Consider the following 21,453-nt stretch of genomic DNA (forward strand, 5'->3'; position numbering starts at 1 on the left):
CGTTTGCCGCACCATTTTTTGCCGGGCTGCGCGCCCGCAGCCAGATCGCTGCATGGAGAGTTATGAAGCCTCGTTTCAAGGTTTTGCAGTTACAGCCGGACTACAACGTCAAGACCAATGACTTCGCCGACCTGGGTGAGCAGATCGTCAAATCGTTGCCGGTTGAACGCTTCGAGGTGACATCGGGGTATCTCAGTGGCCGCCCGTTACCGGGCCAGCCGCTGAGCGTGGCCGAGCACTCCCACTATTTCGAACTGCCGGAGAAGTCCCTCAAGGGCATCCGCTTTGGCGCCATGTGGCAGATCTACAAGTATTGCCGCGAGCAGAAGTTCGATGTGGTCATCTGCAACCGCTTCAAGTCGGTGAACATGATGCTGTCCCTCAACCGCTGGTTGAAGATCCCGCTGTGCATCGGCATCTCCCATGGTTTCGGCGAGTACGCCCGTGGCTACCGCCGGCGTCAGACCCAGCGCTGGGTGAGCCCGGCGTGGCGCTTCGTCGGCGTGTCGGAGGCGGTGCAGGAGTACCTGGTGGCGCTCAATTGCGGGTTCACCCGTGAAAACACCACCTATGTCACCAACGCCATCGACATCCCGCAGGCAGAAGCCTTGCAGTTGCCGCGCGATGAAGCGCGCAAGGCCCTGGGCCTGCCGCTGGACGCGCGGATGATCGGCGCCCTGGGCCGCCTGGTGCCGATCAAGGGCCACACGCATCTGCTGCAGGCGTTCGCCACGCTCAAGGACAAATACCCGCAGGCACAGGTGGGGATCATCGGTTCCGGCCGCGCCGAAGCCGACCTGCGTGCCGACATCGAGCGCCTCGGCCTGACCGGTCGCGCGCACCTGTTGGGGTTCCGTGAAGACGGCATGAAGTACGTGCGCGGTTTCGATATCTGGACCATGCCGTCGCTGTTCGAAGGCCTGGGCCTGGCGCTGCTGGAAGGCATGAGCGGGCATTTGCCGGTGATCGCCTCCAACGGCCCGGCGATGCTGCCGCTGGTGCAGGGCGCGGGCGGGCTGTCTCACGATCCGGGCAACGTCGAGCAACTGGCCGCGGCGCTGGATACCTACCTGGCACTGAGCGATGAGCAATTGCGTGCCAAGGGCGAGGAGGTGTTTCGTTACCTGGTAGCCAACCACACCCTGGACGAGTTCAAGCACAAGTACCTGACCCTGATTGAAACCGGTTTGCGTGAAGTAGGTAGAGCATGAATCAGCCACAACCCCTGGTCTCGGTGATCATCGCGTCCTACAACCATGGCCCGTACATCGAGCAGAGCATCCTCAGCGTGCTGGGGCAGACCTACGCGAACATCGAACTGTTGGTGGTCGACGATGGCTCCAAGGACGACAGCGTCGAGCGCATCCGGCGCTTGCAGGCCGAGCACGGCTTTGATTTCCAGGTCCAGCAGAACCAGGGGCTGACCAATACGCTCAACGGCGCGATCGCCCGGGCCAAAGGCACGCTGATCGCGCCGTTCGGTTCCGACGACATCATGTTGCCCGAGCGCATTGCGGCCCAGGTCGCCTACATGGAAGGCAAGCCCAAGGTCGGCATCTGCGCGGGCAACATCGAGTTGATCGATGGCGATGGCCAGCCCTATCCCGACAAGAAGCAGCACCGGGACCTGCCGTTTCGCAGCCTGGACTTCGATGACCTGTTCCTGGACCGCAAGCCGTTCCCGCCAGCACCGACCCTGTTGATCCGCCGCGAAGCGCTGGAGCAGGTGGGGGGCTTCGATCCGCTGATTCCGCTGGAAGACTTGCTGATCGAATTGAAGATCACCCACGCCGGCTACACCATCGACGTGTTGAACATGGTCATGGCGCGCTATCGCCAGCACGCCACCAACACGTACAAGAACCATCGCTACATGATTCAGAACATCCTCAAGACTTATGGATTGTTCAGCGAACACCCGTCGTATGACGCGGTGCGCTACAACTTCCTCAACTCGATGTTCCTCAAGACCGCCGACCGTGACCGGCCGCTGGCGCGGGAGATCCTCAAGCAGATCCCGTTAAAGTTCTGGGGGCGCAAGACCCTGCGCGGGCTGGTGCGGTTGTACCTGGCGCCCCTCAGAAGCTGAGGCGGCGGTGGCAGTGAAAAAGGCGACTATCAGCAGTGATAGTCGCCTTTTTTATCAGGCGGCCGGGCTAGCCAGGCCCTGGACCTGCTCGCGGATTTTTGCCGTGGCTTTTGGGCTGGCGATGCTGGCGTAACCCTTGGCCAGTTGCTCGAAGTGCGCTTCGAACAGCCAGTTGCGGTCCTGCGGGTAACGTTGCATATGGCGCAGGTTGCGTTGGCGCAAGGCATTGCGCAGGGCCGACGGGAAGATGCGCAGGTCGGCGATATCGATCAGCGCGAACTCGCCGTCATCCATCAGCAGCACGTTGCCCAGGTGCAGCGAGCGGAAGTACACACCACGCTCATGCAATTGGGCCATGAATCGACCGAAGCGCTCGATCAGCGATTCGCGCAGGCTGCTGTCCAGGCTTTGCAGGGCCTGGCGCAGGGTCAGGCCGGGCAGTGGCGAGTAGGTGACGGCACTGCTGGCGTCGCGCAGGCTGTACACGCCGAGGATCTGCGGGGTGGGAATGCCCAGGCTGCGCAATTGTTCGGCGTTGCTGGCAAACCGCTCGGAATAAGGGTTGAAGCTGCCCGAGGTGTACCAGCGGCGTGCGCGGAAGACCTTGAGGAAACTGCCGTCTTCCAGGCGCAGGACTTTCGGCCCCAGGCCGTCGGCTTCAATCACATGGGCGTTGTGGCACAGTTGATCGAAGGCCTCGGTCTTGAGGGTTTGCACCGGCATGCGCAGCAGGCTGTGGCGGCGCTGGGCGATGCTCAGGCCGGCGATGATCGCCAAAGGAATCCACAGCAGGAACCAGTGTTCCTTGGGCCGCGACAGGATGCCGCCGCCCTCGGTCAGGCCGGCGCCGATGCCGTAGGCCAGCAGGGAGGAGGCGAGGATGAACAGCGGTTGCGCCCGTTCTTTGAGGCTTTTATACAAGCCCCAGCCGAGCATGAAGGCCCACGGGATAAAGCCGATGATGCCGACGTAATACAGCACGCCCAGGGCAAAACTGTGGGGTTCGCGCAGTTGGAAGCCGTTGGCCTGAGCCAGGGTCAGGTACAGCTCGGAATCGTAGCTGTGGCCTATCCACGGGTGTTCGGCGATAAGCTGCAGCGTCATGCTCCACAGTTCGAAGCGGAATGAACTGCCGCGGTTGGTGATCAGTTCAGGGTAGAACAGCAAGAGCGCCGCGGCGCTCAGGACCAAGCCCGCGATCATCATGGCCGAGCGGCGGTTGCGGCTGACAAAACTCATCCACAGGATGGCCAGGGTCAGGGCCACCAGCGGTGTGCGGGAACCGGTGGCCAGGACCGCGGCGGTCATGATGGCCAGGGCCGGTACGCTGAACCACAGCACCTGAAAGCGCTGGCTGGTCATGCAGACATACAACCAGTAGACGCTGAAAAAACCGAACACGTGGGAGCTGAGCAGCGGGTTGTCGAGGGCGCCGCGGCCGCCGATCATGCGTATTTCAAGGCCCGGCTCAAACCCCTTGGCGAAGGCCACCAAGTTACACAGGGTCGCCACCAGTGCGATCACTGCCGCACTGAAGAACACGGGCTTGAACAGGTCGTTGCGGTAATGCAGCAACAGCCCGCAGCCGGCAAACAACATGAACGTGTGCAGCGGTCGCTTGAACAGGTCGGTGTCGGGATGAAACTCCGGGCTCCAGAACAGGCTGGTCAGGGCCCAGGCGGAGAAGACCAGGAATGCGATGGCCAGCGGCTCACGCAGCAATTCCATGAATTCCCTGGGGCGCAGGCACAACAGCAACAAGGTTGGCGCGCTGAACAGGACGTAGTAGAACCTGTGCAGCACGTTGCGATTGGTGACGAAGAACAGCGAACTCAGCAGAAGCAACAAGCCAATGGGCAAAATCCATAGGACCAGGAAGTCGAAGACGCGATTTGAGCCATAGGTAAGACGCTTGCACTGCATACGGTAAAAAGCCATTTCAGAAATAGAAAGCCGACCATCTTAGAGTAGTGGCTATATAATGTCGCCGGTTGGATTTCGCCGGCCCGCGGGTCATGTGGGGTGCAAGTACAACAGAGAAGCTGTGCTAAAGTCAGCCTCCTTTTTTAAAACGCCGCGTGATATGACCGACTCCAGTCCGAGCGCAAGCCCTTCGAGCTTGAAAATATACTTCCGCCTGCTCAGTTACGTCAGGCCCTATGCGGGTTTGTTCGCGCTGAGTATTGTCGGATTTCTGATTTTCGCGTCGACCCAGCCGATGCTGGGGTACATCCTCAAGTACTTTGTCGATGGCCTTTCGAACCCGCAAGCCGTGTTGTTCCCCAGCGTGCCGTTCCTGCGCGACCTGCAGCTGCTGCAGGCCGTGCCGCTGCTGATCATCCTGATCGCCGCCTGGCAGGGCCTGGGTTCGTTCCTCGGTAACTACCTGCTGGCCAAGGTTTCCCTGGGCCTGGTCCACGACCTGCGGGTGCAGCTGTTCAACAACCTGCTGACACTGCCCAACCGCTACTTCGACAATCACAACTCCGGGCACCTGATTTCCCGCATCACCTTCAACGTGACTATGGTCACGGGGGCGGCGACCGATGCGATCAAGGTGGTGATTCGCGAAGGCATGACCGTGATCTTCCTGTTCGCTTCGCTGCTGTTCATGAACTGGCGCCTGACGCTGGTGATGATCGCCATCCTGCCGTTGATTGCGGTGATGGTCAGCACGGCCAGCAAGAAATTCCGCAAACAGAGCAAGAAGATCCAGGTGGCCATGGGCGACGTGACCCACGTGGCGTCTGAAACCATCCAGGGGTACCGCGTCGTGCGCAGCTTCGGCGGCGAGGTCTACGAGGAAAAACGCTTCCTCAAGGCCAGCCAGAGCAACACCAACAAGCAACTGCGCATGACCCGCACCGGGGCGATCTACACCCCGGCGCTGCAACTGGTGATCTACACCGCCATGGCCGTGCTGATGTTCCTGGTGCTTTACCTGCGCGGCGACGCATCGGCCGGCGACATGGTGGCCTACATCACTTTGGCCGGTCTGCTGCCCAAGCCGATCCGCCAGTTGTCGGAAGTCAGCTCGACCATCCAGAAGGGTGTGGCGGGCGCCGAAAGCATTTTCGAACAGCTGGACGAAGAGGCTGAAGTCGACAACGGCACGATCGAGCGCGACAAGGTCAGCGGCCATCTGGAAGTACGTCACCTCAACTTCACCTATCCCGGCACCGAACGTCCTGTGCTCAAGGACATCAGCTTTACCGCCGAGCCTGGGCAGATGATCGCCCTGGTGGGGCGCTCGGGCAGCGGCAAGTCGACCCTGGCCAGCCTGATCCCGCGTTTCTACCACCATGCAAGCGGTGAAATCCTGCTCGATGGCGTCGAGATCGAAGACTACAAACTGCTCAACCTGCGCAAGCACATCGCCCAGGTGACCCAGCACGTGACCCTGTTCAGCGACACGGTGACCAACAACATCGCCTACGGCGACCTGGCCGGCGCACCACGGGCCGACGTCGAAGCCGCCGCGATGGATGCCAACGCCAAGGACTTCATCGACCAGTTGCCTAAAGGCTTCGACACCCAGGTCGGCGAAAACGGCGTGCTGCTGTCCGGCGGTCAACGCCAGCGCCTGGCAATTGCCCGCGCCCTGCTCAAGAATGCGCCGCTGCTGATTCTCGACGAGGCCACCTCGGCCCTCGACACCGAGTCCGAGCGCCACATTCAGGCGGCGCTGGACAAGGTCATGCAAGGCCGCACGACCCTGGTGATCGCGCACCGCCTGTCCACCATCGAGAAGGCCGACCTGATCCTGGTGATGGACGACGGGCGTATTGTCGAGCGCGGCACCCACGGTCAATTGCTTGCACAGAACGGCTACTACGCCCGCCTGCATGCCATGGGCCTGGATGCCCCGGTGTCGGCGGATATCACCTGATACCCTTGGTGGGGCGGGCAATCCGCCTCACCAACGTTCCTGCAACATCTTCTGTCACACCCCCACAAGCCTTCTGTAACCCTGTGCTAATATCGCGCCCCTGTTCATTTTGTATGTGGGTTGCTCCATGAAGTTGTCCATGCCGCGATTCGATCAAGCCCCTGTCTTGGTGGTCGGCGATGTCATGCTCGACCGTTACTGGCATGGCGGAACCTCACGGATTTCCCCTGAGGCGCCGGTACCGGTAGTCAAGGTCGAGCAAATCGAAGACCGTCCAGGTGGCGCTGCCAACGTTGCCCTCAATATTGCCGCCCTCGGCGCCCCTGCTTCCCTGGTGGGCGTGACCGGCGACGACGAAGCCGCCGACAGCCTGGCCAACAGCCTGCGCGGTGCCGGCGTGCGCGCGCTGTTCCAGCGCATCGCCCATCAGCCGACCATCGTCAAGCTGCGGGTCATGAGCCGTCACCAGCAATTGCTGCGCATCGATTTCGAAGAACCCTTCGCCACCGACGCCCTGGCCCTCAGCGCGCAGGTCGATGAGTTGCTCGAAGGCATCAAGGTGCTGGTGTTGTCCGACTACGGCAAAGGCGCGCTGAAGAACCACCAGATGCTGATCCAGGCCGCCAAGGCCCGCAATATTCCGGTGCTGGCCGATCCCAAGGGCAAGGACTTCTCGATTTATCGCGGCGCCAGCCTGATCACGCCGAACCTCAGCGAGTTCGAAGCCATCGTCGGCGGTTGCGCCGATGAGCACGAATTGGTGAGCAAGGGCGCGACGCTGATGGCCGAACTGGACCTGGGCGCCTTGCTGGTGACCCGTGGCGAGCACGGCATGACCTTGCTGCGCCCGGGCTATGCGGCGATGCACCTGCCGGCGCGTGCGCGTGAAGTGTTCGACGTCACCGGCGCCGGCGACACCGTGATTTCCACCCTGGCCGCCTCCATCGCGGCCGGCGAGGAATTGCCCCACGCCGTGGCCCTGGCCAACCTGGCGGCGGGCATCGTGGTCGGCAAGCTCGGCACCGCCGCGATCAGCGCGCCCGAACTGCGCCGTGCGATCCAGCGTTCCGAAGGCTCCGAGCGTGGGGTGTTGAGTCTCGAGCAATTGCTGCTGGCGATTGACGACGCGCGCGCCCACAACGAAAGCATTGTGTTCACCAATGGCTGTTTCGACATCCTGCATGCCGGTCATGTGACGTACCTGGAACAGGCGCGCGCCCAAGGCGATCGCCTGATCGTCGCGGTCAATGACGATGCGTCGGTCAGCCGCCTGAAAGGTCCGGGCCGGCCGATCAACAGTGTCGACCGACGCATGGCGGTCCTGGCCGGCCTGGGTGCGGTGGACTGGGTGATCAGCTTCCCCGAAGCCACCCCGGAAAACCTGCTGGCCCAGGTCAAGCCCGATGTGCTGGTCAAGGGCGGCGACTATTCCGTCGACCAGGTGGTCGGCGCCGATATCGTCAGCGCCTACGGCGGCAAGGTCAAAGTGCTGGGGTTGGTTGAGAACAGCTCGACGACCGCGATCGTGGAAAAAATCCGCAATCACGAATAAGGCCCGCGGCCGTAGGCGCGGGCCTGCTCGCGCCTACGGTCTGGCCTTCTTTGGCACGATCTTGCGCAACATCTGCCGCGCCTTGCCGGTCAGGCGCTTGAGCTTCGACTCTTTCTCCGGGACGGCCAGGCCTTGCTGCCTGAGCCAATCCTTCCAACGAATCCGCTCGTCGCGCACCACCCAGCCGTCCTGCTGGGCGAAGCTCTCCGCCAGGTACAAACCCCGCGTGCTCGCCGGGTACAGCTGATCTTTCTTGACGGTATACAGTTCGGCGAGCGGCTGCCCGTCCTTCAAGGGCATCAGGTACAGGTCCGGGCGCTGGCGGTCCAGGCGCGCGACCAGTTGATCGCCTTCGAGTCGCTCATCCACATGGAACAGGCTCAAGGATTTGGCTTCCTTGGGCACCTCCAGGCGCAAGTCATAAATCAATTGCAGCGAGGCCGTAGGCAAGTGGACGTAGGCCCGTGGGCGCTCGATCAGTTGCGTGGTCGCGCAGCGCACCGGGCGGGCCGCGCCGGACAAGGGGCTCAAGCGAAACGGCAAGGCTTCGCGGTAGTGCAGCGCGGCAGAGTAGGGCGCCGGCAGCCAGGTGTCGTTGAAGCGCCCGCTGAGCCAGCCTTCGGGCGTCTCCAGCAGGCACTCTTCGGCGATTTCCTGGATGGCGGTGTGCAGCGGCAGGTTCAGCTCATGGGCGGGGACATAGCCGGAAATCAGCTTGAGCACCACGTCGCCACGGTCCTGGCGGCGTTGGCGCACCAGCACCCAGTAATCCTTGTTTTGCCAATGCAGGGTCAAACGCACCGACACGCCGAGGTTGGCCAGCTCGAGGGCGAAACGCTCCGGGTCTGTCACTTCTACCGGCTTGCGCCGTTGCAGGGTCTGGGCAAAGTTGAGCGGCATGCCGACGCTCTGGTAGCTCAGGCCTTCGGGGGTGGCTTCGACATGCAGTGGCAGAGTCTTGAAGTTGCTGGGGTTTTTTCTTATGAGCGTTCGCGACATGTCGGCTCCTTCTTACGTCGGGGCGGCCGCGTCGGCGGCATCAGAGTTGACGAATGACCTGGGCAGCGGTCGCCACGTTGTGAGCCAGGTGCAGCGGATTAATGGTCCCGACAATAGCACTGGCGACACCCGTTTGCGCAAACAACAACATGAAACTGGCACGTATGGGGTCCATTCCCGGTTCCAGGCAGACGTGGCCGCTGGCGAGGGCTTTTTTCACCAGGATGCCTTTGCCATGGGCGGCGGCATAATCAATGACGGCTTTCTCGGCCTGTTCGTTCAGATTGTAGGTGACCATTGCGCAATCGCCCTGTTCCAGAGCCTTCACGCCGCCTTCGACGGTTTTGCCGGAGAAGCCGAAACCGCGGATTTTGCCCTCTCGTTTCAAGTCCGCGAGGGTCTGGTACACCTCGCAGTCGTTGAGAATGTGCAGGTCGTTGCCGTCGGAATGCACCAGCACCAGGTCGATAAAGTCGGTTTCCAGTCGTTTCAGGCTGCGTTCGATCGACATCCGGGTATGGGCCGCGCTGAAATCGTGACGGGACACGCCGTTGTCGAATTCTTCGCCGACCTTGCTGACAATCACCCACTCGTTGCGCTGGCCCCGCAACAGCGGCCCCAGGCGTTCTTCGCTGCGGCCATAGGCCGGCGCGGTATCGATCAGGTTGATGCCCAATTGACGGGCCTGGCGCAGCAGCAGGCGCGCTTCGTCGTCATCGGGAATCTGGAAGCCGCTGGGGTATTTCACCCCTTGGTCGCGACCGAGCTTGACGGTGCCCAGGCCCAGCGGCGACACCAGCAGGCCGGTACTGCCCAGCGGGCGGTGCAGGTCGTGCAGGGTGGGCAGGCTCATGGCAACAATTGCTCCCAGGCCGGTTGGCCGATGGCGGGTTTGGGCAGCTCGGGCAGCGGGGTGGAGGGGCCGGGTTGGATGCCATCGCGTTCGAGGGCGTGGAGCACCCGGTCGGCGAAGTCCGGCGCCAGGGCCAGCTTGGTCGGCCAGCCCACGAGCAGGCGGCCCTGTTCGGCGAGGAAGGCGTTGTCGGGGCGAGTCAGGCCCGATTGCAGCGGCTCGGCACGTTCGACGCGCAGGGTGGCCCATTCGGTGTGGCTCATGTCGATCCACGGCAGCAGAAGCGCCAACTCGTGCTGCGCGGTGGCGATCTGTTCCTGTGGCGTGCGTGCTACGCCGTCGGCCTCGGCGATGTCGCCGCCCATGTACCACACCCAGTTGCCATCGGCGGCCGGGTGCGTGGTCACGGTGAGGCGCGGTTTGGTGCCGCCGCCCAGGCAGTGGGCGTACAGCGGTTTCAGGCCTGGGCCTTTGGCGATGATCATGTGCAGCGCACGCTTTTGCATGGCCGGCTCGCTCAGGCCCAGGGCGGCGAGCAGATCGGCAGTGCCGCCGCCGGCGCTCAAGACGATGCGCTGGGCGCGGATCTCGCGGCCGTCGACTTTCAGACCGACCAGTGCGTCGTTTTCCCGCAGCGGTTCGATGTGTTGTCCGGCGAGCAAACCATCGCCGGCCAACTGCGCCAGGCGTCCGATCAGGCTCGGCACGTCGACCACCAATTCCGACAGGCGATAGACCTTGCCCTTGAAGCGGCGGTCCTGCAAGGCTGGCGGCAGGGCGTCGCCCTTGACCTGATCGACGCGGCCGCGCACGGCCTTGCTGGCGAAGAAGCTGGTGAGGTTGCCGGCGAGCGTGCCGGGGGACCACAGGTAATGGGCTTCGGAGAGCAGGCGCACGCCGGTCAGGTCCAGTTCGCCGTGACCGGCCAGGGCCTCACGCCAGCGCCGCGGCATATCGGCAATCGCTTCGGAGGCGCCGGTGAGCGCACCGTGCAGCGCGTATTTCGCTCCGCCATGAATGATGCCTTGGGACTTCACGCTTTGCCCGCCTCCCAGGGTGGCGTTTTCCACCACCACCGTGGAAAACCCCTGGCGGCGCAGGCGCGCATTCAGCCAGAGGCCGGCAACTCCGGCGCCGACAATCAGAACGTCGGTGGAAATAACGGATGGCATGGGCAACCTCAGTGTTCAAATCAAGGTGCCAAGTATACAGACTCAACGAATGGATCTTTGCGCGGGATCAATATTGACGCGTGAGGTCAGTGCCCCGCCGTTTTCGAGAACAGTTGAATCACCACCACGCCCAACACAATCAAGCCCATCCCCAGCATTGCCGGCAGATCGAGCTTCTGCCCATAGATGAACAGTGCCGCGACGCTGACCATCACGATGCCCATCCCTGCCCACACGGCATACGCCACGCCGACCGGCACTGTACGCACCACCAGGGTCAGCATCCAGAACGCCACGCCGTAGCCGACGATCACCAGCAGCAGTGGGATCGGTGTGCTCCAGCCCTTGATGGCTTTCATGGAAACGGTGGCGATGACTTCCGAGCAGATGGCGATGGCCAGGTAGTAGTAGGCAGGGGTCATGGTGCGGTCCTCGGTGTGTAGCGCGCTGGATAAGGTCGGCATTCTAGAGGCTCGTCAGATGGGGTAAAGTCATTACCTATCCGAATTAAAGATGGGTTGTGCCATGAATGTGCAGTGGAACCTGGAACAGATGCGCCTGTTCGTCAGCGTCGCCGAGCAGCGTTCTTTTTCGGCGGTAGCGCGTCAGCAGCGCAAGGCTCAGTCGGCGGTCAGCAACGGGATTGCCTTGCTGGAAGCGGACCTGGGCGTCAGCCTGTTCGAACGAAGCAGCGGCCGCCAGCCGCGCTTGACCGAAGCCGGCACGGTGCTGCTCGAAGAGGCTCGGGAAGTGTTGCGCCAGTGCGAACGCCTCAATGGCCGCGCACTGTCGTTGGTGCGCGGCGAAGAAGCCTGCCTGCGCCTGGCCCAGGATGAAGCGATGCTGTACCAGCCGGTCCTCGACAGTCTCGACGCCCTGGCCGGCCAGTTTCCCAACCTCGAGGTGCAGCTTTCCAGCGCTGCCCAGGGCGATGTCGCACGCAAACTGGTGGAGCGCAGGGCCGACCTGGGCATGTTGTTCTATCACGATCAAATCCCCGAAGCGCTGGAGCGGCGGGTCGTCGGCAGTGTGGAAATGGTCACGGTGTGCGGGCGCCGCCATCCGCTGGCGGCGCAGCAAACCGTGGACTGCCAGGGGTTGGCGCAGTATCGCCAGTTGCTGATGTCGACCCAGACCAGCGTCTACCCCGGCAGCGAGGCCGCCAGCCCGCAGGTGTGGCGCGCCGACAGCTTCTACGTGCTGGCCGAATGGCTTATCCGTGGCCTGGGTTGGGCCTGGTTGCCCCGGCATGTGGTGCAATACCCCGCGTACCAGAACCAAATGGTCGAACTCGACAGCGAATGGACCCCGCCGGCGCTTGTGGTCGAGCTGGTGTGGCGCCGCGATGAACCCCTGGGCCCTGCCGCGCGCTTTCTCGCCGAACGTTTTGCCGAGTGCTTGCAGGCGATCGCTTGAAAAAGCCGATAAACTCCGCCGCCATGAATAGAACTCTCTACAGCTGTCTGTTTTACCTGGCGCTGCCGTTGGTGGCTTTACGTCTATGGCTGCGTGCGCGCAAGGCGCCGGCCTACGCCAAGCGCGTGGGCGAGCGCTTTTCCTACGGCTTGCCGCGGATGCAACCGGGCGGGATCTGGGTGCATGCGGTGTCGGTGGGCGAAAGCATCGCCGCCGCGCCGATGATCCGTGGCCTGCTGGAGCGTTACCCGCAGTTGCCGATGACGGTCACCTGCATGACACCCACCGGCTCCGAGCGTATCCAGGCATTGTTCGCCGATGAACCGCGCGTCCAGCATTGCTACTTGCCCTATGACTTGCCCTGCGCGGCCAAGCGTTTTCTCGACCGTGTCCAGCCCAAACTGGCCGTGATCATGGAGACCGAACTGTGGCCCAACCACATCCACGCCTGCGCCCAGCGCGGGATTCCGGTGGCGCTGGCCAATGCACGCTTGTCGGCGCGTTCGGCCAAGGGCTACGCACGTTTTGCCAAACTGACGGCGCCGATGCTGGCAGAAATGAGTCTGATCGCCGTGCAGACCGAGACTGAGGCCGAGCGTTTCCGCAGCCTGGGTGCGCGTGCGGACACGGTGCAGGTGACCGGCTCGATCAAGTTCGACCTGACCATCGACCCGCAACTGCTGGCGCGCGCGGCCGCGTTGCGCGAACAGTGGGGCGCCGGCGAGCGTCCGGTGTGGATCGCGGCGAGTACCCACGAGGGCGAAGATGAGGTGGTGCTGGCGGCCCATCGTCAACTGCTCGCCAGCTATCCCAATGCGCTGCTGATTCTGGTGCCGCGCCATCAGGAACGCTTCGGCCCGATGTTTGAGCTGTGCCAGCGACAAGGGTTCGCCACAGTGCGTCGCTCCAGCGGCGAGCCGGTCACCGCGCACACCGCCGTGTTGCTCGGCGACACCATGGGCGAGTTGCTGTTTTTGTATGCCTTGGCCGACAGCGCGTTGGTGGGTGGCAGCCTGGTCGCGACCGGCGGGCACAACCCGCTGGAACCGGCGGCGTTGGGCAAGCCCGTGATCATGGGGCCGCACCGGTTCAACTTCCTCGAAATCAGCGCAATGCTGCGCGACGCCGGGGCGTTGCGTGAGGTGGATGATGCCGAAGGTTTGGCCGAGGCCGTGCGGCAGCTGTTCGAGCTACCGCAGGATGCCCAGCGGATGGCGCAGGCGGGGCTTAAGGTGATGCAGGCCAACCAGGGCGCTTTGAAGCGATTGTTGGATGGCCTTGATCGCCTGATGACTCACTGACGCAATGCCGATCCAAATGTGGGAGGGAGCAAGCCCCTTCCCACATTGGTTCTGTGGTGCGATCAATAACCCGGGCGGGCCTTGAGCTGCTCGGCGGCGGCCTTGGCCAGGTCCGGCGGCAGGAAGTCGCGGTCCGGGTTGTAGTCGGCCTTGAGATAACGCGTCAGGTCTTGCAGGTCCCCAGGGTTCAACGTGCCGGCTGCCTGCTTCAAGCGCAGGTTGTCGAGGATGTAGTCGTAGCGGCTGTTGTTGTAATTGCGCACCGACGCATAGAGCTGGCGCTGGGCGTCAAGCACGTCGACGATATTGCGCGTACCCACCTGATAACCGATTTCCGTGGCTTCCACCGCGCTCTGGTTGGAGATGATCGACTGGCGGCGTGCTTGCACCTGCTCCACGTCGGTGTTGACCGCGCGGTGCAGGTTGCGCGTGTTTTCCACCACCTGGCGGCGCAGGCTTTCGCGTTGCTGCTCGGTCTGGCCCAGGCGCGAGTACGATTCGCGCACTTGCGAGCTGGTCAGGCCACCGCTGTACAGCGGGATATTCAGGCGCAGGCCAATGGTGCGTTGCGAGACATCGCCGCCATAAGGCGTGCCGAAGGCATTCGGGTTACTGAAGCCGAGCGCGTCGTTATCGCCCTTTTCATACTGCGCCACGGCGTCCAGGGTCGGCGCATGCCCGGCCTTGCGCTGCTTGAGGGTTTCCTCGGCGGCGGTGACGGCGTAGTTGCTGGCGAGCAGGTTCAGGTTCTGGCGGCCGGCGGTTTCGACCCAGGCCTTGGCGTCGTTCGGCAGCGGCGGCAGCACCGGCAGTGTATGCACAATGCCCTGGATCGAATTGTATTGACGGTTGGTCAGCGCGATCAGTGCTTCGAAGGCGTCGTCCACCTGGCGTTGCGCGACGATCCGGTTGGCCCGCGCGGTGTCGTAGCTGGCCTGGGATTGCAGCACGTCGGTCTTGTCCGACAGGCCCACGTCGAAGCGCTCGTTGGACTGGTCCAGTTGGCGCTTGAAGGCGTTTTCTTCGGCCTTGGTGGAGGCCAGGTTGTCCTGGGCGCGCAGCACGGCGAAGTAGTTCTCGGCGCTTTGCAGGATCAGGTTCTGTTCGGTGGCTGAAAGTTGCAGCGCAGCCTGTTCGTTGACGGCTTCGGCGGCTTGCAGCTGGAACCAGCGGTCGGCGCGGAACAGCGGCTGGCTCAAGGTCGCACGCCAGGAATGCGCGTCGCGGTTGGCGGTGGCGGCCGGGGTGTCGATCTGGGTGCGCGAATTGTTGATATCGGCACCGGCCGACAGGTTGGGCAGCAAGCCGGCGCGGGCCTGGGGCACCACTTCTTTCTGCGCACCGTACTGGGCGCGGGCGGCGGCCAGGTCGGCGTTGTTGTCCACCGCTTCCTGGTAGACGCTGACCAGGTCGGTTCGGGCGGACAAGGGCGCTTCAGCTGCCCAGACCATTCCGTTGGTCGCACAAGACACGGCGAGAGCCAGTGAGAGTTTGCGCAGCATGAATTGATCCCTAGGTTTAATATTACGATGATAATTTAACGCCCAAGGCTACGGTTGGCCATTCCTGGCGTCAAGCGTCGGGGCAGTCACCGAGTGTAGTGGTGGTTACACGGCGCAACAATCCTGCAATTGCGCCATTCATCACGCTGAATGCTCCGTTATTGGCAATTTGCCCTCACCCTGTCTAGACTGGCCGGGTTCTTGTCGGGGTGCCTTGTTGGAAGGCTGAGATCGGTAAATACCGGATCCCGTTGAACCTGATCAGGTTAACGCCTGCGTAGGGAACAAGATTTCTCGTCACCCGGCGAGTCCTCTTGTGCTTTGTCCGGGATGTTGTTCGACCTTCGAACAACCCTCGAGTACCCAGCACAGCACTGCTTCCAGTGCGTCCATCCGCCACAGGTTCGCTCCGACAAAAATCCACCGCCTGGATAGTTGGAGAGCCCGTGATGAGTACAACACCAAAAAATACCGTGCATTTGAGTGAATCGGCCAAGGTCGACTCCGGCTCCGTGCAACCGTTTACCCGCTCGCAGAAAATCTACGTGCAAGGCACCCGTCCGGACATCCGCGTGCCGATGCGTGAAATCAGCCTCGACGTCACCCCCACCGATTTCGGCGGTGAGATCAACGCCCCCGTGGTGGTCTACGACACCTCCGGCCCCTACACCGACCCCAACGTCATCATCGATGTGCGCAAGGGCCTGGGCGATGTGCGCTCGCCGTGGATCGAGTCGCGTGGCGACACCGAACGCCTGTCGGGCCTGAGCTCGCACTTCGGCCAGCAACGCCTGACCGATGCCGAACTGACTGCGCTGCGCTTCGCCCATGTGAAGAACCCGCGCCGCGCCAAGGCCGGTGCCAACGTCACGCAGATGCACTATGCGCGCAAAGGCATCATCACCGCCGAGATGGAATACGTCGCCATCCGCGAAAACATGAAGCTCGAAGAAGCCCGCGCCAGCGGCCTGCTCGACCAGCAACACGCCGGCTACAGCTTCGGCGCCAGCGTGCCGAAGATCATCACCCCGGAATTCGTGCGCGAAGAAATCGCCCGCGGCCGCGCGATCATCCCGGCCAACATCAACCACACCGAACTGGAACCGATGATCATCGGCCGTAACTTCCTGGTGAAGATCAACGGCAACATCGGCAACAGCGCCCTGGGTTCGTCCATCGAAGAAGAAGTGGCGAAACTGACCTGGGGCATTCGCTGGGGCTCGGACACGGTGATGGACCTGTCCACCGGCAAGCACATCCACGAAACCCGCGAGTGGATCATCCGCAACTCGCCGGTGCCGATCGGTACGGTGCCGATCTACCAGGCCCTGGAAAAAGTCGGCGGCGCCGCTGAAGACCTGACCTGGGAGCTGTTTCGCGACACCCTGATCGAACAGGCCGAGCAGGGCGTCGACTACTTCACCATCCACGCCGGCGTGCTGCTGCGCTACGTGCCGCTGACCGCCAAGCGCGTTACCGGCATCGTCTCCCGCGGCGGCTCGATCATGGCCAAGTGGTGCCTGGCGCACCACAAAGAGAACTTTACCTACACGCATTTCGACGAAATCTGCGAAATCATGAAGGCCTATGACGTCAGCTTCTCCTTAGGCGACGGTCTGCGCCCGGGTTCGATCGCCGACGCCAACGATGCCGCGCAATTCGGCGAGCTGGAAACCCTCGGCGAGCTGACCAAGATCGCCTGGAAGCACGACGTGCAAACCATGATCGAAGGCCCCGGCCACGTGCCGATGCAGCTGATCAAGGAGAACATGGACAAGCAGCTCGAATGCTGCGACGAGGCGCCGTTCTACACCCTCGGCCCGCTGACCACCGACATCGCGCCGGGCTACGACCACATCACCTCCGGCATCGGTGCGGCGATGATCGGTTGGTTCGGTTGCGCCATGCTCTGCTACGTCACACCCAAGGAACACTTGGGTCTGCCGAACAAGGATGACGTGAAGACCGGGATCATCACTTACAAGATCGCCGCCCATGCAGCCGATCTCGCGAAAGGTCATCCGGGCGCGCAGATCCGCGATAACGCACTGAGCAAGGCACGCTTCGAGTTCCGTTGGGAAGACCAGTTCAACCTCGGCCTCGACCCGGACACCGCGCGTTCGTATCACGACGAAACCCTGCCGAAGGACTCGGCCAAGGTCGCGCATTTCTGCTCGATGTGCGGGCCGAAGTTCTGCTCGATGAAAATCACCCAGGAAGTGCGTGAGTACGCGGCCAACCAGCGCATCGATGCGGTGGATGTGGAGGTGGCCAAGGGCTTGGCCGAGCAGGCGGAGCGGTTCAAGCAGGAAGGCAGCCAGCTCTACAAGAAGGTCTGAGCCGAGGTTGTAGGCGCTTTCAAGGGCCTTATCGGGGGCAAGCCCCCTCCCACATTTTGAATTGTGAACACATTCAAGTGTGGGAGGGGGCTTGCCCCCGATAACAATCTTTCAAACAACAAATGCCCCTCAGAGATTCCATCCTTGAGCATTCAATCCAGCACCTATTCCCCCGATATCGCAGTGCCGACCGACAAGCGCGTATTCGGCGCCCGCGACCTCTTCTCCCTGTGGTTCTCCCTCGGCATCGGCCTGATGGTCCTGCAAACCGGCGCGCTGCTCGCGCCCGGCCTGGGCCTGGCCGGTGGGTTGCTGGCGATTTTCCTCGGCACCCTGGTCGGCGTGCTGCTGCTCGCTGCTGTCGGCGTGATCGGCAGCGACACCGGGCTGTCCGCCATGGCCGCGCTCAAGCTCAGCCTCGGTGCCAAAGGCGCGAGCCTGCCGGCATTGTTGAACCTGCTGCAACTGATCGGTTGGGGCGCGTTTGAAATCATCGTCATGCGCGATGCCGCCAGCCTGTTGGGCGCGCGGGCCTTCAGCGACGCCAGCCTGTTGGCCAGCCCGATGCTGTGGACCCTGTTTTTCGGTGGCCTGGCGACCTTGCTGGCGGTCAGCGGCCCGCTGACGTTCGTGCGCCAGATCCTGCGTAAATGGGGCATCTGGCTGCTGCTCGCGGCTTGCCTGTGGCTGACCTGGAACCTGTTCGCCAAAGCCGATCTCGCCACGCTATGGGCCCAGGCCGGTGACGGTTCGATGCCCTTCGCGGCGGGGTTTGATATCGCCATCGCCATGCCGCTGTCGTGGTTGCCGCTGATCGCCGATTATTCGCGCTTCGGCAAACGTGCGAAAAGCGTGTTCGGCGGCACGGCGCTGGGCTTTTTTATCGGTAATTTCTGGTTGATGAGCCTGGGCGTGGCCTACACCCTGGCGTTTGCGCCGAGCGGTGAAGTCAACGCGCTGTTGCTGGCGCTGGCCGGCGCGGGGCTGGGGATTCCGTTGTTGCTGATCCTGTTGGATGAGTCGGAAAATGCCTTTGCCGATATTCATTCGGCGGCCGTCTCCAGCGGGATTCTGTTGCGCCTGAAGGTCGAGCACCTGGCCTTGGCCATCGGTGTGCTCTGCACGTTGATCGCCTGCTTTGCTCCGTTGGCGCAGTACCAGAACTTTCTGCTGTTGATCGGTTCGGTATTCGCGCCGCTGTTTGGCGTGGTGCTGGTCGATCATTTCATCCTGCGCCGCCGCGGCCAGGGCGCGCTCGCCACGCTACGCTGGACGGCGCTGCTGGCCTGGCTGGGCGGCATCGGCACCTACCACTTGCTGGCCAACCTGTATCCGGATATCGGCGCGACCCTGCCGGCACTGGCGCTGGCAGGGCTGTTGCAGTTCATCCTCGGGCGCGCCTTCAGCGGCGCGCGGGCACCAGCTCAGGCTTGATGATGCCTTCCAGGCGCGAGTAAGGAATCTGCAACTCGATGTGGCCCAGGGCATACGGCGCGATCGTGGTGGTGGGGTACTTGAGGGTCACGCTGCCGGAGGTCAGCGCCACGTTCGGGGTTTTCTGGAACGGGTAGCGCTTGACGAACTCCGGCTCCAGGCTCAGGCGGGTGCTGATCAGCCAGCTGTTGTGCGCCACCTGGGCGGCCTTCCAGAATGCTTCTTCCTTGCCGGGCAGCAGCATGTCGCTCAGCGACAGGGCTTTTTGCTGCGGGCGCGAATAGTTGATGAAGGCGCGGCCCGGTTCGCCGTGGGTGGCGCCCTGGTCCAGGTAGCTGGACAGTTCGATGATCACCAAGCCGTCATGCTGTTCGCGTACCTTGGCCTGCAAGTACATGCTGTTGCGTGGCGCGGCGGTGCTCAGGAACTGCTCGCGGTACGTCGCCAGGCTCGACGGCAACGGGTCGCTCGACCGGGTGCGGGTCATTTCCAGCAGGCGTTGTTCGATCAGTGCGTCGAGCTTGGGCTCCTTGGCAAAATGCACGGTGTCGATATTCACCAGCGGGCAATCGGCGTTGGCGCAGTCCGGCTTGCTTTGCTCGCTGGCGTCGCGGGTGGCTTCCAGCGGGGTGCTGTAGTTCGGTTGGAACAGGCTCTGGCAGGCGCCGAGCGTCAAGGCGATACACGCCACGGAGGCGATTTTTAAAAGTGACATGTAGGGTCTTCGTCCGTCGATAAGAGCGAAATTCGTGGAGCTTCGACTACCGGCATGGCAGTCAGTTCGCCACTAAGCTCATTAGAGTGAGTTTGACGCCCGCCGTCTATCCCGGCAACCGTAAAGGGGCTGCGCCAACGGGCAGGAGCGCGTTAGGATGGCGCCAATTGCACGGGCATAACGAGGAAGGATATGACGGACATCGCGAAATCGACGCCGAGCACGATCGAGATTGTTCAGCGCGACAATGCCTATCAGGGTTTCTACAAGCTCGATCGCGTGCAACTGCGCCACGAAAAATTCGACGGCGGCATGAGCCGAGTGATCAACCGCGAGGTCTTCGTGCGGCATGACGCCGTGTGCGTGCTGCCCTACGACCCGCAGCGCGATGAAGTGGTGCTGATCGAGCAGTTTCGCGTCGGCGCCATGGGCCGCGCCGCCAACCCGTGGCTGGTGGAAATGGTCGCCGGCCTGATCGACAAGGACGAACAACCGGAGGAGGTTGCACACCGCGAAGCCGAGGAGGAAGCTGGACTGACATTCTCCGCACTGTGGCCGATCACCCAATATTTCCCTTCGCCCGGCGGCAGTACCGAATTCGTCCACTTGTACCTGGGCCGTTGCGACAGTTCGGGCGCCGGTGGCGTTCATGGACTGGAAGAAGAGGCAGAAGATATCCGCGTCAGCACCTGGGCTTTCGAAGATGCCTTGCAAGCGGTGCGTGATGGTCGGATATCCAATGCGCCCAGCATTATTGCCTTGCAATGGCTAGCGCTCAATCGCGCGGAAGTGAGGGGGTTATGGCAGTAAAGGCACGGGAACGATACCGGGTTGACCTGATCGGGCTGCAAGCCGCCTGCGAGGCCAACTATGCGCGGCTGATGCGCCTGCTGCCGGACATGCGCCACACGCCCGAGGCACGGCGCATCGCCGTGACCCATGGCGACCAGATGCTCGGCGTGCTGACCCTGGAAGTCATCGTCAATTGCCCGTACACCACCACCCTGCGCGTGCGCCAGGAGCACAGCCTGCCATGGCTGCCGGTGCCGCAACTGGAAGTGCAGGTGTACCACGATGCGCGAATGGCCGAAGTCATCAGCGCCGAACATGCGCGACGCTTTCGCAGCATCTATCCTTACCCCAATGTGTTCATGCACCAGCCCGATGAGAAAGCACAGCTCAATGTGTTCCTCGGTGAATGGTTGAGTCACTGCCTGGCCCTGGGCCACGAGTTCGAAGTCGTGCGGTAGATGTGAACTGCATCTGCTTCCCTGGGTTTCCTCTTTGTGTCCTGCCCCAGCATAATCGCGCCATACGTCCATTCCTGTGATTGCCTTGGGAGAGCACCTTGCCCCGCGTACCCACCGTGACCCCCGATGCACCGGCATTGCTGGTGCAACTGTCCGACAGCCATCTGTTTGCCGAGGCCGACGCCACGCTGGTGGGCATGAACACCCGTGAGAGCTTGCAACGGGTGATCGGCCTGGTGCGCGAGCAGCAGCCCCGGATCGACTTGCTGCTGGCCACGGGGGACTTGTCCCAGGACGGTACGCTGGCGTCCTATCAGCACTTCCGGGAGATGACCGCGCCCTTTGGCGTGCCGGCGCGCTGGATTCCCGGCAACCACGATGAGCCGCAGATCATGGCCCACGCCGCCCTGCACAGCGACCTGCTGGAGCCGGTGGTCGACGTCGGCAATTGGCGCATTACCCTGCTCGACTCCGCCGTACCCGGTTCGGTGCCGGGTTATCTGCAGGACAGCCAGCTGCAACTGCTGGCCCAAGCCTTGAGCGAAGCGCCGCACCGCCATCATCTGGTGTGTTTCCACCATCATCCGGTGCCCGTCGGCTGTGCGTGGATGGAACCCATCGGCCTGCGCAACCCCGAGGCACTGTTTGCCGTGCTGGACCGTTTCCCTCAGGTCCGGGCCTTGCTCTGGGGGCATGTACACCAGGAGATCGACCGCGAGCGCAACGGCGTGCGCCTGCTGGCGTCGCCGTCCACCTGCATCCAGTTCACGCCGGGCAGCGAGGACTTCAACGTCAGCACCGAGGCGCCGGGCTATCGCTGGCTGCGTCTGCATGCCGACGGGCGGTTGGAGACCGGGGTGGAGCGGGTCAAAGGCTTTGCCTTTACCGTGGATTACGCCAGCAACGGCTACTGAAGGTGGGAGGGGAAGACAGGGGACTCAC

At 62.8% G+C, this 21,453-nt stretch carries 18 protein-coding genes and 1 riboswitch; of the genes, 11 read left to right on the forward strand and 7 right to left on the reverse strand.

Annotated elements, in window-relative coordinates:
- Window positions 1-62: 62 nt before the first annotated feature.
- Both RGV59_RS08240 and RGV59_RS08245 read left to right on the forward strand, forming a co-directional pair.
- Complete coding sequence (locus RGV59_RS08240; protein ID WP_017849794.1) at window positions 63-1,211, forward strand: glycosyltransferase family 4 protein; 1,149 nt, start codon at window positions 63-65, stop codon at window positions 1,209-1,211.
- Window positions 1,208-2,089, forward strand: coding sequence for a glycosyltransferase (locus tag RGV59_RS08245; protein WP_017849793.1), 882 nt, complete (start codon window positions 1,208-1,210; stop codon window positions 2,087-2,089). The genes RGV59_RS08240 and RGV59_RS08245 overlap by 4 nt, the downstream gene beginning before the upstream one ends.
- A 54-nt stretch (window positions 2,090-2,143) precedes the next feature.
- Here RGV59_RS08245 and RGV59_RS08250 read toward each other — a convergent pair whose 3' ends face one another.
- The gene (locus RGV59_RS08250) at window positions 2,144-4,012 is read right to left on the reverse strand and encodes an O-antigen ligase family protein (protein WP_322246927.1); all 1,869 of its coding nucleotides are present in this window, start codon (window positions 4,010-4,012) and stop codon (window positions 2,144-2,146) included.
- A 160-nt stretch (window positions 4,013-4,172) separates the two neighbouring features.
- Between RGV59_RS08250 and msbA the strand changes: the two genes are divergently transcribed.
- Window positions 4,173-5,978, forward strand: a complete 1,806-nt coding sequence (gene msbA, locus RGV59_RS08255; protein WP_026140387.1) for a lipid A export permease/ATP-binding protein MsbA — start codon at window positions 4,173-4,175, stop codon at window positions 5,976-5,978.
- Between the two features lie 127 nt (window positions 5,979-6,105).
- Entirely contained in the window at window positions 6,106-7,530 is a 1,425-nt protein-coding gene (hldE, locus tag RGV59_RS08260) for a bifunctional D-glycero-beta-D-manno-heptose-7-phosphate kinase/D-glycero-beta-D-manno-heptose 1-phosphate adenylyltransferase HldE (protein ID WP_026140386.1), read from the forward strand.
- A 33-nt stretch (window positions 7,531-7,563) separates the two neighbouring features.
- On the opposite strand, the gene RGV59_RS08265 is transcribed toward hldE, so the two are convergent.
- The 4 genes from RGV59_RS08265 to RGV59_RS08280 form a co-directional block, all read right to left on the reverse strand.
- Window positions 7,564-8,529: a hypothetical protein gene (locus tag RGV59_RS08265; protein ID WP_017849789.1), complete on the reverse strand. Its 966-nt coding sequence runs from the start codon at window positions 8,527-8,529 to the stop codon at window positions 7,564-7,566.
- Between the two features lie 40 nt (window positions 8,530-8,569).
- Window positions 8,570-9,382: an aldo/keto reductase gene (locus tag RGV59_RS08270; RefSeq protein ID WP_017849788.1), complete on the reverse strand. Its 813-nt coding sequence runs from the start codon at window positions 9,380-9,382 to the stop codon at window positions 8,570-8,572.
- Window positions 9,379-10,554, reverse strand: coding sequence for an NAD(P)/FAD-dependent oxidoreductase (locus tag RGV59_RS08275; RefSeq protein WP_017849787.1), 1,176 nt, complete (start codon window positions 10,552-10,554; stop codon window positions 9,379-9,381). Before RGV59_RS08275 ends, RGV59_RS08270 begins: the two co-directional genes overlap by 4 nt.
- Window positions 10,555-10,640: 86 nt before the next feature.
- Entirely contained in the window at window positions 10,641-10,976 is a 336-nt protein-coding gene (locus RGV59_RS08280; RefSeq protein ID WP_026140385.1) for a DMT family transporter, read from the reverse strand.
- Between the two features lie 103 nt (window positions 10,977-11,079).
- Between RGV59_RS08280 and RGV59_RS08285 the strand changes: the two genes are divergently transcribed.
- Entirely contained in the window at window positions 11,080-11,970 is an 891-nt protein-coding gene (locus RGV59_RS08285) for a LysR family transcriptional regulator (RefSeq protein ID WP_126585368.1), read from the forward strand.
- Window positions 11,971-11,993: 23 nt separating this feature from the next.
- On the forward strand, window positions 11,994-13,271 hold the full coding sequence (gene waaA, locus RGV59_RS08290; protein WP_126585369.1) for a lipid IV(A) 3-deoxy-D-manno-octulosonic acid transferase: 1,278 nt from the start codon (window positions 11,994-11,996) through the stop codon (window positions 13,269-13,271).
- 62 nt (window positions 13,272-13,333) lie between these two features.
- Here waaA and RGV59_RS08295 read toward each other — a convergent pair whose 3' ends face one another.
- On the reverse strand, window positions 13,334-14,773 hold the full coding sequence (locus RGV59_RS08295; protein ID WP_017849783.1) for a TolC family outer membrane protein: 1,440 nt from the start codon (window positions 14,771-14,773) through the stop codon (window positions 13,334-13,336).
- A gap of 195 nt (window positions 14,774-14,968) precedes the next feature.
- Window positions 14,969-15,074, forward strand: a riboswitch (TPP riboswitch).
- A 148-nt stretch (window positions 15,075-15,222) separates the two neighbouring features.
- Here RGV59_RS08295 and thiC point away from each other — a divergent pair.
- Together thiC and cytX are read left to right on the forward strand one after the other, a co-directional pair.
- Window positions 15,223-17,112, forward strand: coding sequence for a phosphomethylpyrimidine synthase ThiC (thiC, locus tag RGV59_RS08300; RefSeq protein WP_017849782.1), 1,890 nt, complete (start codon window positions 15,223-15,225; stop codon window positions 17,110-17,112).
- Between the two features lie 144 nt (window positions 17,113-17,256).
- Window positions 17,257-18,546: a putative hydroxymethylpyrimidine transporter CytX gene (gene cytX, locus RGV59_RS08305; RefSeq protein ID WP_126585370.1), complete on the forward strand. Its 1,290-nt coding sequence runs from the start codon at window positions 17,257-17,259 to the stop codon at window positions 18,544-18,546.
- On the opposite strand, the gene RGV59_RS08310 is transcribed toward cytX, so the two are convergent.
- Window positions 18,515-19,261: an RsiV family protein gene (locus RGV59_RS08310; RefSeq protein WP_017849780.1), complete on the reverse strand. Its 747-nt coding sequence runs from the start codon at window positions 19,259-19,261 to the stop codon at window positions 18,515-18,517. The two genes, cytX and RGV59_RS08310, sit on opposite strands and share 32 nt — an antisense overlap.
- A gap of 192 nt (window positions 19,262-19,453) precedes the next feature.
- On the opposite strand from RGV59_RS08310, the gene RGV59_RS08315 reads away from it, so the two are divergent.
- The 3 genes from RGV59_RS08315 (at window position 19,454) to cpdA (ending at window position 21,425) form a co-directional block, all read left to right on the forward strand.
- On the forward strand, window positions 19,454-20,071 hold the full coding sequence (locus RGV59_RS08315; RefSeq protein ID WP_017849779.1) for an NUDIX domain-containing protein: 618 nt from the start codon (window positions 19,454-19,456) through the stop codon (window positions 20,069-20,071).
- The gene (locus RGV59_RS08320) at window positions 20,062-20,511 is read left to right on the forward strand and encodes a DUF1249 domain-containing protein (protein WP_003209507.1); all 450 of its coding nucleotides are present in this window, start codon (window positions 20,062-20,064) and stop codon (window positions 20,509-20,511) included. The genes RGV59_RS08315 and RGV59_RS08320 overlap by 10 nt, the downstream gene beginning before the upstream one ends.
- Before the next feature lie 98 nt (window positions 20,512-20,609).
- Window positions 20,610-21,425, forward strand: a complete 816-nt coding sequence (gene cpdA, locus RGV59_RS08325; protein ID WP_102617182.1) for a 3',5'-cyclic-AMP phosphodiesterase — start codon at window positions 20,610-20,612, stop codon at window positions 21,423-21,425.
- The last annotated feature ends 28 nt before the right edge of the window (window positions 21,426-21,453 follow it).

It is taken from the genome of Pseudomonas sp. FG1 (assembly GCF_034313875.1).
Taxonomy (GTDB): Bacteria; Pseudomonadota; Gammaproteobacteria; order Pseudomonadales; family Pseudomonadaceae; genus Aquipseudomonas; species Aquipseudomonas veronii.

Excerpts from the sequence above, each read along its gene's own strand:
- msbA (WP_026140387.1), top strand. The coding sequence starts at position 4,173 with ATGACCGACTCCAGTCCGAGCGCAAGCCCTTCGAGCTTGAAAATATAC.
- RGV59_RS08280 (WP_026140385.1), bottom strand. The coding sequence starts at position 10,976 with ATGACCCCTGCCTACTACTACCTGGCCATCGCCATCTGCTCGGAAGTC.
- thiC (WP_017849782.1), top strand. The coding sequence starts at position 15,223 with ATGAGTACAACACCAAAAAATACCGTGCATTTGAGTGAATCGGCCAAG.
- RGV59_RS08295 (WP_017849783.1), bottom strand. The coding sequence starts at position 14,773 with ATGCTGCGCAAACTCTCACTGGCTCTCGCCGTGTCTTGTGCGACCAAC.
- RGV59_RS08250 (WP_322246927.1), bottom strand. The coding sequence starts at position 4,012 with ATGCAGTGCAAGCGTCTTACCTATGGCTCAAATCGCGTCTTCGACTTC.
- RGV59_RS08270 (WP_017849788.1), bottom strand. The coding sequence starts at position 9,382 with ATGAGCCTGCCCACCCTGCACGACCTGCACCGCCCGCTGGGCAGTACC.
- RGV59_RS08315 (WP_017849779.1), top strand. The coding sequence starts at position 19,454 with ATGACGGACATCGCGAAATCGACGCCGAGCACGATCGAGATTGTTCAG.
- RGV59_RS08310 (WP_017849780.1), bottom strand. The coding sequence starts at position 19,261 with ATGTCACTTTTAAAAATCGCCTCCGTGGCGTGTATCGCCTTGACGCTC.
- RGV59_RS08275 (WP_017849787.1), bottom strand. The coding sequence starts at position 10,554 with ATGCCATCCGTTATTTCCACCGACGTTCTGATTGTCGGCGCCGGAGTT.
- RGV59_RS08265 (WP_017849789.1), bottom strand. The coding sequence starts at position 8,529 with ATGTCGCGAACGCTCATAAGAAAAAACCCCAGCAACTTCAAGACTCTG.
- waaA (WP_126585369.1), top strand. The coding sequence starts at position 11,994 with ATGAATAGAACTCTCTACAGCTGTCTGTTTTACCTGGCGCTGCCGTTG.
- hldE (WP_026140386.1), top strand. The coding sequence starts at position 6,106 with ATGAAGTTGTCCATGCCGCGATTCGATCAAGCCCCTGTCTTGGTGGTC.
- RGV59_RS08320 (WP_003209507.1), top strand. The coding sequence starts at position 20,062 with ATGGCAGTAAAGGCACGGGAACGATACCGGGTTGACCTGATCGGGCTG.
- RGV59_RS08245 (WP_017849793.1), top strand. The coding sequence starts at position 1,208 with ATGAATCAGCCACAACCCCTGGTCTCGGTGATCATCGCGTCCTACAAC.
- RGV59_RS08285 (WP_126585368.1), top strand. The coding sequence starts at position 11,080 with ATGAATGTGCAGTGGAACCTGGAACAGATGCGCCTGTTCGTCAGCGTC.
- RGV59_RS08240 (WP_017849794.1), top strand. The coding sequence starts at position 63 with ATGAAGCCTCGTTTCAAGGTTTTGCAGTTACAGCCGGACTACAACGTC.